Here is an 11,984-nt window from a genome sequence, read left to right as displayed (position 1 = left end):
TCCCCCCCCCCCCCCCCCCCCCCCCCCCCCCACACCCCCCCCCCCCCCCCCCCCCCCCCCCCCCCCCCCCCCCCCCCCCCCCCCCCCCCCCTCCACGTTGGTCACAACACCCAGTCTGCAGAAACTGGCGTCCAGTGCTGCCGACAGGCCCAGGGCTGCGCTGCTGCGGTTCACACAGGGCTGAAGCGGAAGACCTGGTCGCTGGCCCCGGTGCATTCGGCCTGGATGGCTTCGGCTCCTTCTGTGCGGGGAGGCAGGATGCCGATGCACATGTTGCTGTCCAGGGGGCGCAGTCGGTATCCGCTGCCGGAGGGCTCCAGGCGGTACTTCAAGCCGAGGGCGTCGGTGCAGTCGCCGGGGGACATCAGCTGTGCTCCTTCGACCAGTGCTTCGTCGACGCCCAGGCAGCCCTTGCCGATCTCGGGGTGGTGCCACTGGATGCGGTAGGTCTGGTTGCCGAGGGATTCGAGGTAGACCCGCGGCTGGAGTGCCTCGGTGCAGGGGCGCTGTACGGCGATCTCGCGGTTGGTACGGCCGTTGCGTTCCCGGCCTTCGGTGATGCACAGGGTGGAGGAGCTCGCCGGGTGCATTCTCACCCAGCCGGCTTTGGGCATCCCTGCAGGAGCAGGGGTAGCCGGCGCGGGGTTGGCGGTTGGGGCCTTGGCGGGCTGGGTCGCGGTCCCGGCAGGCGGCGGCGTGCCGCTCTCGTTGTTGGGGGACGGGGAGGTGCCCGGCGACGCGGAGGATGAAGAAGAAGCAGAGGCAGCGGCAGCGGCAGGGGATGAAGCAGACGCCGTGGGGGCCTTGGGGCTGGTGCTGGCGGGCGGGGCAGCGTTCGTCTTGTCGCTGTCGGGCTTGCCTCCCGGCCACAGGATGAGGAGAAGCACCCCCGCGGCGACACAGGCGCTGGCGATGGCCACGGGCAGGATGCGTCTGCTGCGTCTGCGTTCGTTCGCCTCAGACGTTGGCCGGGGAAGCGCCGGCGCGGTGGGCGCGGCCTTCTCCTCGGGGCTCTCCGTGGTGGTCGCCTCGGCGGCCGTGCTGGTGTCGGCGTCGCCGGCCGTGTCCGGGACGGTCTCGGTGTCCGAACCTGTTGCGGTGTCCGTGCTGGTGGAAATGCCGGCTGTGCCGTTCGGCAGGGCGGTCTCCGCGCCATCGTCGCTTCCCGGGGCCACCGGTTCCTGGCTCATCGCGAGCTGGCGGCGGGCGTCCACCCAGGCGTCGACGGTGGCCGCATCGCCGCCGCAGGCGCGGACGAAGGCGATCAGGAGCTCTTCGCGGGGGAGGTCTCCCCGTGTCAGCGCACCGGAGATCGTCGCGCGCGGCAGCACGTCACCGGCATCCTCGGCCTTGCGTTCCAACTGCCGGTAGCTCAGGTCGGCCCAACTGCGTAATCGGCGCATCGTGGCCACGAACTCCGCCGGTGTGCGGGCGTCTTTCGGGTCCGGCCCCGTTCCCCCCATGCCCCCTCCTCGATCATGTGTGCTAGGGAGGGTAGTGCGGAGGTGAGGGGGGAGAGAAACCGGCAGGGCCGGATGGTGCACGGCAGTATGCGTTTTCACCGTCGTCTTCGTCGCGGTCAGCCGGTGATGTGGCGGTAGCCGACGACGTCGGAGGCATCGGCCAGCGGTGCGACCGTGACGGTGCGGCCTGGGCGCGAGGCATGGATGACCTCGCCGTCGCCGATGTAGAGCTGGACATGGCCGCCGCCGCGAGTGACGACCAGGTCGCCGGGTACGAGCCGAACGCGCGTGGTCGCCTCACCTGCCCGGACCTGGTCCCATGTGGTGCGCGGCAGCTGCACCCCGGCCTCCTGCCAGGCCAGCATCACCAGGCCCGAGCAGTCGAACCCGCGCGGCCCGGTGCCGCCCCAGACGTAGGGCTTGCCCAGTTGCGCCCGGGCGAAGGCGACCGCGGCGGCGCCGCCCTTCACAGTCGGCTTCTTGCCGTCTGTATCGGTCTGCTTCGGCGCGGGCTCGGGCCGGTGGGATTCGTCGCCCCTCGGCTTGTGGCCGGCCGGGCGACTGTCCGCGGCCGGTATGCGCAGCGTGTCCCCGGCATAGATCAGGGTCGAGCTGCCCAGATCGTTCAGCCTCTGGAGGGCTTCGACGCTCGTGTCGTACTTCAGGGCCAGAGCGGAGAGCGTGTCACCGGGCTGCAGCACCACCGTCTTGTTCACGGCTTCCGGCCTTGCAGCTTCCCGGCCGGGGTACGGCTCAGCGGGCCTCTCCGCGGGCTGCGCCGGGGGCGCGGGCTGGGTCGGTGGCGCGGGCTGCTCCGTCAGTGGCGGCTCGGGGTCTCTGGGTTCCTCGGGCACAAGACCCGCCGACGGCTGCGCAACCGGCGACGCCTCATCTGGCCCGTTCACGCTCAGGCCCGCGCCGAGGAGGATCAACAGCGCGAACAGCACCAGCACGAACGGAACCGCCCACCACACCTCCCGCCCGCGGCTCCCGCGCGGGATACGGGTCTGGGGGCGCCGGTGAGAACCTGGACCTGATACCCGCCCTGCCGCGCGCCGGCCGGGCCTCGTCAGCGTCTGTTGCGCCATCACAGCCTCCTTCGGGCCGCGCAGTTCGCGGCCCGCACAGGAGGCTCATCCGCTGTGTGGATATCCCGCCAGGCCTTCATGAGTCCGGGACAGTCCGAGTCCGTCCGCCGCCGCCCAACCGCTCGGCGCGGGCAGCGGAACCTGCCCACGAAACCGCGCCTGACCAGCACAGACAACTCAGGACTGGCGTGTCGCAGAAGCGGCCACAGCATCCGCCAACCCAGCGCCCTGGCAAACCCGGCTTGCTCCGGCTATATGGGTGCCCGCGTTTCGCTGGCGGCGAGGGCGGGCTCCTGGAGGAGCCCGTGCCGGGTCGGCGGCTCGCCGTGTCCCTTTCCCCTGCCGGAGTGTCCGCTCTTGGGTTCGGCCGAGGCTCAGCTGCCGCCCGGGGCCTTGGCCTACGGGGACTTGGGTCGGCGGTGGTGGCGGATGCCTCGCCGTTCCCCGAACACGGCTGCCGCAGTAACAGCCGCGATCACGTACGCCCTGACGCCGTTGGACAGCCCGCCCTTCCGCCCCGCACCGGGCAGAGAACCGGGCGCGGTTCCCCGGAGACGAAGGCCCGGCCGGCTGCGGCGCTCCGCCAACGACGGTCTCGGAGCAGGGGTGGGAGCAGCGGACGCATCCGCTTACCTGCGCCCGCGCACGCTGCCGGCCACGTGGACACACCCGCCAGGTTGTCGGCAGCCAAGCAGAACGGGCTGGGTCCATGACCGCGCGGTTTTCGAGGACGGCGTCCGGTCGGCCGACCGCTCGTACAGCTGCCGGGAGGGCGTGGGGGCCGGAAGTCGGTCGGCGGTCCGGCCACTGGGCCGAGCCGCACACCCCACCGGGCTGATCCCTGTCGGCAGTGCGGCACTCGCTGATCTGCACGGACAGCGGGCTGGACATGTCGGGACAGTCCCGGACAGCGGAATCCCTTGGCCGCCCCCCGCTGACCCGTCGAGAGTTCTGCCATCCCAGCGAACTGCCGTGCGAACCACGGCTCTCGACCCATGGAGTCAGCCATGCGCAAGCTCACTTCCCTCGCGGCCAGGGGCGCCGCGATCACCCTGCTCGCCAGTACCGCGATAGCCGTCTCGGGCGTCGCCAACGCCCAGGCCGCCCCGTTGGGAGCGAAGATCGCCACCACCGCCAAGGGACAGATCGGTGCCGGCCCGTGCGGGCTGAACGGCAAGGGCAGCTACTGGGGCCGGGGCACCGCCCAGACGGGCAGCTGCGGCCCCAACGGCACCGAAGCGCACGCCTGGTGCGCCGACTTCGTCGGCTGGGTGTGGTGGAAGAACGGCGTGGGCGGCAAGATGAAGAAGCTCAACAACCTCGCGTCCAGCTTCGCCAACTACGGCCCGATGCACTCGACCCCGAAGGTCGGCGACGCGATCCTCTACAACCTGCACACCGCGGACACCAGCGACGACCACGTGGCGATCGTGGTGGCCATCTCCGGCTCGAAGATCACCGTGGTGGGCGGCAACCAGGGCAACCCTGGCAGTGTGAGCTCCCGCAACTGGAAGTCCTACAAGGTCGGCACCCAGGTCAACCCCGCCCAGAAGATCAGCGGTTACGTCACTCCGGTGGCCCGCTGACCTCACCCCCCGGCAGGCAGGTCGTACCACGGTCTCCCGGGTACATGGAACGAACCATGGGCCGGCACCGTCAGGTGCCGGCCCGTCACCCAGCCTCGTGGCGCCGTTGAATACGGCCGGGCACGGCTCCCGCGCGCATGAGCGAAGGGGCCGCCCCTGGGTGGGGCGGCCCCTTCGGTGGTGCGGATCAGACGCCGTGCTTGAACACCGACACCAGCTGGATGGTGGTGAAGATGACGGTGCAGACCATGCCGATCGTGGTGTCCACGTTGAGCTGGCCCCAGAAGCGCCGCCACCGGCCGGCCCGGCGCGGGTCCTCCTCGACCACCTCCCGGGCCTGGGAAATCTTGATCCGGGTCGCCGTGTTGTGCCACTCGTGGACCCGGGTGGGCCCCACGTTGCAGCCCAGCAGGTAGGCGTGCAGCGGCTCGGTCTCGGGGATCTCGTCACCGTTGAGCAGGGTGAACAGCTCCGTGCGGGTGAGGGTGAGCCCCTTCGTGCGGGCGTTGCCCCGGACATCGTCGGAGGTGAGCTCCTGTGTCTCCATCAGGTCGCGCAGGAGTTCCCGGAAGTCGGACGCCGTCGTGCACAGCCCGAGGGCGGTGCTGACGGTGACGGTTTCCGACGGGCGCCATGAGGTGCTCTGCTGCCGGCGCTCGACCTCCTCGCGTACGAGCTCGGCGACGGACCGCCGGGCGCGCGGTACGCCGGCGGACTGCCGGCGCACCGTGTCCGGTCCGGAGGCGGAGGCCTCGGCCCCCGCCCGTCGCAGCTCGCCTTCCTCAGCGGCCAGCCACCGCTGGTGCCAGACCTCCTCGTTCGCCTCGGGGTCGCAACCACGGATGAACGCCCAGGTCACTTCCCAGGTGGGCAGCTTCTTGCCGGAGACGGCGCCGGAGAGGGACGCCGTCGAGTAGTTCACGCGGACGCCGAGGGCCTGGAAGGAGAGCCCTGACCGGTCTCGGAGCACGCGCATGGCGCTGGCCAGCTCCCGCAGCTCGGGAGAGGCCTCGGCGCTGATGGGGCTGGGCTGGCGGGGCATCAGCAACCCCCCGTCGCCCGTCGAGCGGCCCTGCGACGACGCCGCAGGCGCCGCGGGGGCCAGAAGGCCGCGGCCGTGGCCGCGACGTTCAGGCCCAGGCCCACAGACTCCGCGGGCTCAAGGCCCGCAGCGAACCCGGCGGCTCCGGCAACGGCGCCGGCCGCGGAGTAGAGGCCCAGCCGTGCGGACACGGCGTACCTCTGGATGGTGGTGGTGAACCCGTCCCGGTAGCGGCTGACCGCGTCTGCTAACGCGGTCTTCCAGGTGGCGGGCACGGGCAGAGGCAGGCAGATGCCGCCTCGCGGATGGACAAGGGACTGCATCTTCGACCTTTCAGCGTCGTTGATGCAGGGCCCACCGCCGTGAAAGCACGCGGACCGGATTCCACGGCAGAGGACCCTGCGGAACTGACCTCGAAGTCCCGCCGGAGAGCGCCAACTCCCCTGCATGGCGGAACCGCACTGACACAACTCATGGTGTCGCAGTACTCCTACGGAGTACAGAGCGTGATGTTCACACCTTCTCGGCGGCCCTTCCGAACCGAAGTGAAATACGTTCGAAAGAGCCCTGACCTGCAAGAACGCCAGCAGGCGCCGTTCTTAACGAAACTGAAGCGGCGTCACTGTGGATGAACAACGCCCCATCGAGCAGCATGGGGGAGAGAGCAGCCCCCAGCGGGCCGCGATTCTCGGCGTCGTTCTGACCTCGAACACGCTGACACTTCGGGTGTACTGCGCCAACAGGACATCCAAGGCTCGGCCTCCCCGCCCGCACGCCCACATGGCACGCGGGATACACGCTCCTTCGGGCGTGTGAGCGGGGAGGCCGAGCCGTTTTGCCGTCTGGAGGGGACGCTGGTCTTCCGCACGGGGAACTCCGTAACGGACCACTTGGTTCCCGAGCACTCCGATCGCATCCCGGGAGGCCGACCAGCAGGCCTCGCCGGAGCCATGCGGCATGCCGTTGCCCCCTGACCGCGGGTGAGCTCCTGAGCCGGTCAGCGGCCGCAGGCCGGCTTGGGGCGGTCAAGGTAGGACCAGGTGTCCGGCCCGACCTGTCCGTCGACCTTGATGCCGCTGCAGGCCTGGACCGCCTTGACCGCGGCTTCCGTACCGGAGCCGAAGTTCCCGTCGACCTTCAGGGCTTGGCCGTAGTTGTAGTTGAGCAGGCACTGGATCTGCTCGACCTTGGACCCCACCATGCCCTTCGCCATGGTCTGCGTGCGGTCCCAGTTGAACTTGCAGTTCGCCGCCCCCGCCGCCCCGGTCGTCGACGCCGGGGCCGAGGATGTGCCCGCCGGCCGTGACGGGCTCGGCGCGAGGCCCGTACGCGACGCGGAAGGTGAAGGCGGGTTCTTCGAGGAGCCGGCGCCAGGCCGGCCGCTCGCCGTGTTCCCCTCCCCCGCCGGAGGATCGCTCTTGGACCCGGCCGAGGGCTCAGCGGAGCTGGAACCCGGGTTCTTGGCCTCCGGTGTGCCCGAGTCGGCGGTGGTGGCGATCAGTCCGGCCGCGCCCCCGAACACGACTGCCGCCGTGACGGCCGCGATCACGTACACCCTCACGCTGTTGGACAGCCCGCCTTTCCTCTTCCCCGCACGGGCGGAGGACGGGGCGCTGCTGCCCGGGGAGGGCGGCCTGGTGGGCTCCGTGCGCTCCGCCGACAGCGGAGCCTGAGCAGGCGTGGGAGCAGGTGCGGGGGCCGGGGGCGGTGCGGGTGTCGGTGTCGTGGCGGGTGCTGGGGTGGCTGCGGCTGGTTCTTCGTCCGCCGGCTGCGCCGTGGTGTCCGTGGCCGGGGCGTCGGGCGCGGGCTCCTGGCCGCCGGGCTCTACCGGGGCCGCCGTCATGGCATCCGCGGTCGAGGTGCCCACCGTCGGCCCTTGGCCGCTCTCCTCTACCGGCTCCGTCGTCGCGGTGGCCGACGGCGTTGAAGTCGGGGGCGTCTCGGGCTGCTCCTCCGCCTTTGCGGCCTCCCACAGGGCAAGGAGCCGTTCGGCGTCGTCTTTCGCGTACTTGCGGCAGAAGGCCTCCATCTGAGGCCGCTTGGGGAAGGCGACTCCCTCGCCACGCAGGAAGCGGTGCCAGGAGGTTTTCGACCACTGCGTGTTGCGCTCCAGGGCAAGGAGCGACAACTCAAGTTCGTCCCTGATCCTGCGCATCTCCTGGCGCAGTTGCTCGGCGGCCTTGGGCGTGGATGGGTCCTCGCCGCGTTCCTGACGCACGTTCCCTCCTGAGCTGGCGGTCGTTTCCGTTCCTTTCCGCAGGTCAGAGACGTGTGGAACGGGGGGAACGGAAGAAACATGATCAGGCTATCGGTGGAACGGTGAAACGCAGATCGTCGGTCCCGTCAGCCCGGCCCGCACAGGCCGCAGCCCCCTCCCCGCCGCACCGCCACGTGCGAGCGGGAGGGCCTCATCGAGGACGGAACCCATGCGAAAGAACGTCAAGAAGCTCGCCCTGCACGCCGCCGGCCTCGCGGCCGTCGCCGCCGTCGCCTTCGCCTCCCTCAACGGCAACGGCATCACCTCGGCCCACGCCGAAGCCAGGCCCGGGCAGCACCTCACCAAGTCCGCCGCTGCCACCGCCGACCTCCGGGAAAACTCCCGCGGGGAGGCCGTCAAGAACCTCCAGCGCGAACTCAACAAGCACGGCCACCGCCTAGCCGTCGACGGCATCTTCGGCCCCCTCACCAAGGACGCCGTCAAAGACTTCCAGCGCAAGCACCGCCTGACCGCCGACGGCATCGTCGGCCCCCAGACCCGGGCCGCGCTCCAGAACGGCGGCGGCACGACCACCAAGCCGCAGCCGGCGCCGACGGCGTCCGCACTGCGGAACAAGATCGTGTCCGTGGCCCGCGGCCAGATCACCCCCAAGGGAGACCGGCCCGAGAGCAGCGGCGCCTGCAACAAGTACTTCGCGTACTCCGACTCCGGCCGCCACTCCTGCGGACAGGTCGCCTGGTGTGCGGCGTTCGCCGAGTGGACCTGGCACCAGGCCGGTGTCAGCAGGGTGCCCGACCACACCCTGGCCGCGCGCGGCATCGGCAAGTGGGGCAAGGACAACGGGCTCTTCCACGACCGCGCCGGCTACACCCCCAAGCCGGGCGACCTCGTGATCTACGGCCGCCCCGACGGCGGGACCCCCGGACACGTCGGCGTCGTCGTCGCCGTCCACGCGAACGGCACCATCGACACCGTCGACGGCAACTACAGCAACAAGGTCAGCCTCGTCCAGCGCCTCAACCCCGCCACCGCCACCGGCAACGGCGGCAACCGCATCTCCGGCTACGTCAGCCCGCCCGGCGCCTGACCCACACCCCCACCGGGGCCGCCGCCGACCCGCGGCGGCCCCGGTCCCCCTCCTCGCGATGCCGCCCCGCCGGCCGAACGCGATGCGCCTCCCCGGCGTCCGGCGCACGCCGCCATCGCCTGCTCCTTCCGGCACAGCGGTGAGATGCGTTCCTTTCCGCAGGTCACAGGCGTGTGGAGCGCCAGGAACAGAAGGAACACGACGGGTCTGTCGGTGGAACAGCGGAACGCAGATCGTCGGTCCCGTCAGCCCGGCCCGCACAGGGCCGCAGGTCTCTCCCCGCACTGTCGGGGACCCAATACCAGGACGGAAGAAGACCATGCGCAAGAACATCAAGAAGATCGCCCTGCACGCCGCCGGCCTCGCGGCCGTCGCCGCCGTCGCCTTCGCCTCCCTCGGCGGCAACGGCGCCGGCACGGCGCACGCCGACCCCGCCAGGACCGGCCAGCACCTCACCAAGGCCACCCCCGGCGCGATCGCTTCCCCCACCCTCCAGGAAGGGGCCCGCGGAGAGGCCGTCAAGGACCTCCAGAGCCGGCTCAACAAGCACGGCCACCGCCTGACCGCCGACGGCATCTTCGGTTCCCTCACCAAGGACGCCGTCCAGGACCTCCAGCGCAAGCACCGCCTGACCGCCGACGGCATCGCCGGCCCCCAGACCTGGGCCGTACTCAAGAACACCGGCACCAAGCCCGCCCCCGCGCCCAGCACCAAGCCCGGCCCCCGCGGGTACCAGCTGCAGTTCACCAAGAACCAGCAGAACCCGATGTGGTCCAAGCTGTCCCTCGTACGCGACGGCAAGGTCGTCAAGAGCTACCGCGCCGGCTCCGGAACGGGAGTCACCAATGAATGCACCAGCGATAAGGGATGGCTGCCCAACGGCACCTACAAGATCAAGGGCCACGAGACCAACCGCGGCACGATGAGCTACAACCCCTGGGTAGCCATCCAGGGCTACGCCATCCAGCTCGAAGACAAGACCTGCACCCCCAAGCCCGGCCAGAAGCCGGTCAACCGCACCGACATGTTCATCCACAGCGAGATGCTCGCCGACGGCACCCAGGCCTTCGACAACCCGTTGAAGTCGGACGACTGGTGGCGCTGGGACAACGCCGGCGACTACAGCTCCAACGGCTGCATCAAGCTCGCGCCCGCCGACATCAAGGACCTCTTCTCCCGCCTCGACCAGGCCGGCTGGCCGACGAACCTCACCCTCAACGTCAACTGACCACGCAACCCGAGCCTCACCCCGCGCCCTCTGGCCCCCGGCGGCACGCCGCCGGGGGCCAGGCCGGCTACGGCGGTCATGGCTGCATGCCGCGCCGCCACAGGCCGGCGAGCACCTGCCATAGCTCTCACCCCTTGCCGGCCTGCGGGGCCACCCAGGGAAAGGCATCGAGGAGCATCAGAGCGGACCAGGCGGTGTGGAGGACCAGGGCAGTGATGCGGGCCGGGAGTTTCGGGAGCGTTCCGAGCCTGAGGACGCCGTACAGCACGGGCAGGCAGACAGCCGTGGCCCCGAGAACTCCGTCCCTTCCACTGAGGTCCGGTGCTTTTTCGACGGCTGCCTGCACTGACAGGTAGACCATGCAGACAACAACCAGGCAGATGAGGGCGACGATCCGGCGAAGGGCGACAATGAACGGGTCCGGGCCGCCTGGGTCCGGGTCCCCGGGGGCCGCAGGCAGTGCCTTCTGAGGGCCTGGAACGCCTGGGGCGGGTCGCCGGGGCAGCGAGTACGCACTGCGAACTCGTTCGTACGCGCGCTCGAATGCGTGGATTTCCTCGGGGGTGGCGCCCAGGGCGGTAGTCAAGGCCTTGAGGTGCTCCCAGGCCATGGGCATGCCGAGGCCCTTCCTCAGGGTCAGCACCGCCCACCGCTGGTTGAAGTCCGGGGCCTCGCCGAACGCCTTGGCTGCCAGGGTGGCCTCCGGTAACCAGTCCAGGCTCTGGCGCTCCTCCAGTCGCTTGAACGAGGCGGCCACTTCCGCCGGTGTCTGCACCGTCTCCAGCAAGGCCAGGAGATTCGGCTTGTCCTTCTGCTCAGAGCGGCCGTTGTCGCTGTTCACAGCGTTGTCCTGGCTGTCCTGCCGTTGTCCCGGGACAGCCGGTCCAGCCGTCCGACCGGCCCTGTCCGCCGGTTGCCCCGGGACGACGGGGCCGCGCGCGGTCCCGTCGACAACCCCCGGCCCGGTGCGAGTGTCGGTATCGGGGTGAGCTGGGAGGCCGACTCCCGCACCGAGCTCGTCAAGTTCCGTGTCCCGGGCCTCCAGCCGCTCCTCGACCACTTCCAGGAACTGCCCGATCTCCTCCAACCGGGGCAGGTTCTGCTGCGCGGTGACCACAGCGACGCCGGTGTCCGATACGACGTCCTTGCCCAGGTCCCGAAGGACGGCCTCCTCACGGATCACTTGCTGCGCTGCAGCTGTCTGCACCGTGAAGGCTTTCTCCTCCAGCCGGCGGGCATGCTCCAGCTGCCCGTCGGCCCGGTTCCGGAACACCTGCAGCTGCTCCAGCTCCCGCTCCAGCTCGGCCCGGCCCTCATGGGCCCGTTCCAGCTGGACCTCCAGGTGGGTGCACTTTGCCTGGAGCAAGGACACCGTCTTCTCCAGGGCCTGGCGCTGGATCTCGGACTCGTGCAGCTTCTGCCAGGCTTCGGCGTTCTTCTGCTGAGCATCGGCCAAGTCCTTGTACGCCTGCGCCACCGGACTGAGCCGGCCGCCGCGGGGAGCCGCAGGCGGGAGTGCGCCCTCGCCCAGGGCCCGGGCGGCCTGGACGGCCGCCTCCAGAAGCTGCAGGCCGTCCTGGAGCTGGACGGCCGGCCGCGTGGTGACATAGCGGCCGACCACCGCCTCGATCAGCTCCCGGGACGGGAGGCGGGCGCCGCTGAGGACCTCGCTCCACGACGACTTGGCGTACGGGAAGCCCGCGGCCGTCAGCTCCCTCTCCAGATCCCGCGTCGTCTTTTCCGCGGTGACGTCCCGCAGCCACGCGGCCAGTGCGTTGGCCTCGTTCGTCCGCCCCCGCAGCCCGCCCTGCGGCCGTCCCGCCATCCCGCCTCCCGAAGAAGCCTCTGCCCTGCGGGACAACCCACCGACTGCCCCGTCCTCCCGGACAGCGACCTGCACAAACACAGACCGGCCGGAGCGAACATTCTGGTCACTCGCGACCGTGGGTCTCCACCCAATCCCCAAAAGCCGGAGACCCGTCGTGACCACCCCCAGCACACCCCCACGCCGCACCTGGCCCTACGCCGTCGTCGCCATCGTCGTCCTCGCCCTGCAGCAGGGCTGGGAGGCCCGGCAGGTCACCACCCTCGCCGTCAGCCTCCTCGTCGTCATCGCCGTCATCACCTCAGCCGGCAACAACCGCGAGTAGAACCCCCGCACGCCGACGCCGCCGGGCCGCCACCCCACTCGGGGCGGCGGCCCAGCCCCTCACCCTCCCGCCAGCCGACCCTGCGCTCGTCGGCACACCGCCACCGTCTCCGAATCGCGCTC

At 70.7% G+C, this 11,984-nt stretch carries 10 protein-coding genes and 1 pseudogene; 5 read left to right on the top strand and 6 right to left on the bottom strand.

All coding sequences use genetic code 11. The annotated features are described in order from the left end of the window. Window positions 1–170: 170 nt before the first annotated feature. Window positions 171–1,463, bottom strand: coding sequence for an RICIN domain-containing protein (locus tag AC068A_RS33380; RefSeq protein ID WP_478590025.1), 1,293 nt, complete (start codon window positions 1,461–1,463; stop codon window positions 171–173). A gap of 116 nt (window positions 1,464–1,579) precedes the next feature. Next, window positions 1,580–2,416: an NlpC/P60 family protein gene (locus AC068A_RS33375; protein ID WP_478590024.1), complete on the bottom strand. Its 837-nt coding sequence runs from the start codon at window positions 2,414–2,416 to the stop codon at window positions 1,580–1,582. Window positions 2,417–3,558: 1,142 nt separating this feature from the next. Here AC068A_RS33375 and AC068A_RS33370 point away from each other — a divergent pair. After that, complete coding sequence (locus AC068A_RS33370; protein ID WP_478590023.1) at window positions 3,559–4,137, top strand: CHAP domain-containing protein; 579 nt, start codon at window positions 3,559–3,561, stop codon at window positions 4,135–4,137. Between the two features lie 187 nt (window positions 4,138–4,324). On the opposite strand, the gene AC068A_RS33365 is transcribed toward AC068A_RS33370, so the two are convergent. Both AC068A_RS33365 and AC068A_RS33360 read right to left on the bottom strand, forming a co-directional pair. Then, window positions 4,325–5,179 (bottom strand): helix-turn-helix domain-containing protein, encoded by an 855-nt coding sequence (locus tag AC068A_RS33365; protein WP_478590022.1) that lies wholly within the window; start codon window positions 5,177–5,179, stop codon window positions 4,325–4,327. A 997-nt stretch (window positions 5,180–6,176) separates the two neighbouring features. Continuing rightward, on the bottom strand, window positions 6,177–6,380 hold the full coding sequence (locus AC068A_RS33360; protein ID WP_478590026.1) for a peptidoglycan-binding domain-containing protein: 204 nt from the start codon (window positions 6,378–6,380) through the stop codon (window positions 6,177–6,179). Here AC068A_RS33360 and AC068A_RS33355 point away from each other — a divergent pair. Continuing rightward, window positions 6,379–6,852 (top strand): hypothetical protein, encoded by a 474-nt coding sequence (locus AC068A_RS33355; RefSeq protein ID WP_478590027.1) that lies wholly within the window; start codon window positions 6,379–6,381, stop codon window positions 6,850–6,852. The genes AC068A_RS33360 and AC068A_RS33355 overlap by 2 nt on opposite strands. Before the next feature lie 323 nt (window positions 6,853–7,175). On the opposite strand, the pseudogene AC068A_RS33350 reads toward AC068A_RS33355, so the two are convergent. Then, window positions 7,176–7,397: pseudogene (locus tag AC068A_RS33350) on the bottom strand (helix-turn-helix domain-containing protein); the annotation flags it as partial. 208 nt (window positions 7,398–7,605) lie between these two features. Here AC068A_RS33350 and AC068A_RS33345 point away from each other — a divergent pair. Both AC068A_RS33345 and AC068A_RS33340 read left to right on the top strand, forming a co-directional pair. Then, window positions 7,606–8,484 carry an NlpC/P60 family protein gene (locus AC068A_RS33345; protein WP_478590021.1) on the top strand — a complete coding sequence of 293 codons (879 nt, stop codon included), beginning with the start codon at window positions 7,606–7,608 and terminating at the stop codon, window positions 8,482–8,484. A gap of 319 nt (window positions 8,485–8,803) precedes the next feature. Beyond that, the gene (locus AC068A_RS33340; protein WP_478590020.1) at window positions 8,804–9,712 is read left to right on the top strand and encodes a peptidoglycan-binding protein; all 909 of its coding nucleotides are present in this window, start codon (window positions 8,804–8,806) and stop codon (window positions 9,710–9,712) included. 127 nt (window positions 9,713–9,839) lie between these two features. On the opposite strand, the gene AC068A_RS33335 is transcribed toward AC068A_RS33340, so the two are convergent. Then, window positions 9,840–11,537: a hypothetical protein gene (locus AC068A_RS33335; RefSeq protein ID WP_478590019.1), complete on the bottom strand. Its 1,698-nt coding sequence runs from the start codon at window positions 11,535–11,537 to the stop codon at window positions 9,840–9,842. 157 nt (window positions 11,538–11,694) lie between these two features. Between AC068A_RS33335 and AC068A_RS33330 the strand changes: the two genes are divergently transcribed. Beyond that, a complete protein-coding gene (locus AC068A_RS33330) occupies window positions 11,695–11,862 on the top strand; it encodes a hypothetical protein (RefSeq protein ID WP_478590018.1) in 168 nt (55 codons plus the stop codon). Window positions 11,863–11,984: the final 122 nt, after the last annotated feature.

Source organism: Streptomyces sp. NPDC043854, assembly GCF_056436005.1.
The sequence above is the reverse complement of the archived record's forward strand: the minus strand, read 5'-3'. Positions and strand labels throughout refer to the sequence as shown.

Excerpts from the sequence above, each read along its gene's own strand:
- AC068A_RS33380 (WP_478590025.1), bottom strand. The coding sequence starts at position 1,463 with ATGGGGGGAACGGGGCCGGACCCGAAAGACGCCCGCACACCGGCGGAG.
- AC068A_RS33370 (WP_478590023.1), top strand. The coding sequence starts at position 3,559 with ATGCGCAAGCTCACTTCCCTCGCGGCCAGGGGCGCCGCGATCACCCTG.
- AC068A_RS33365 (WP_478590022.1), bottom strand. The coding sequence starts at position 5,179 with ATGCCCCGCCAGCCCAGCCCCATCAGCGCCGAGGCCTCTCCCGAGCTG.
- AC068A_RS33355 (WP_478590027.1), top strand. The coding sequence starts at position 6,379 with ATGCCCTTCGCCATGGTCTGCGTGCGGTCCCAGTTGAACTTGCAGTTC.
- AC068A_RS33360 (WP_478590026.1), bottom strand. The coding sequence starts at position 6,380 with ATGGTGGGGTCCAAGGTCGAGCAGATCCAGTGCCTGCTCAACTACAAC.
- AC068A_RS33345 (WP_478590021.1), top strand. The coding sequence starts at position 7,606 with ATGCGAAAGAACGTCAAGAAGCTCGCCCTGCACGCCGCCGGCCTCGCG.
- AC068A_RS33340 (WP_478590020.1), top strand. The coding sequence starts at position 8,804 with ATGCGCAAGAACATCAAGAAGATCGCCCTGCACGCCGCCGGCCTCGCG.
- AC068A_RS33335 (WP_478590019.1), bottom strand. The coding sequence starts at position 11,537 with ATGGCGGGACGGCCGCAGGGCGGGCTGCGGGGGCGGACGAACGAGGCC.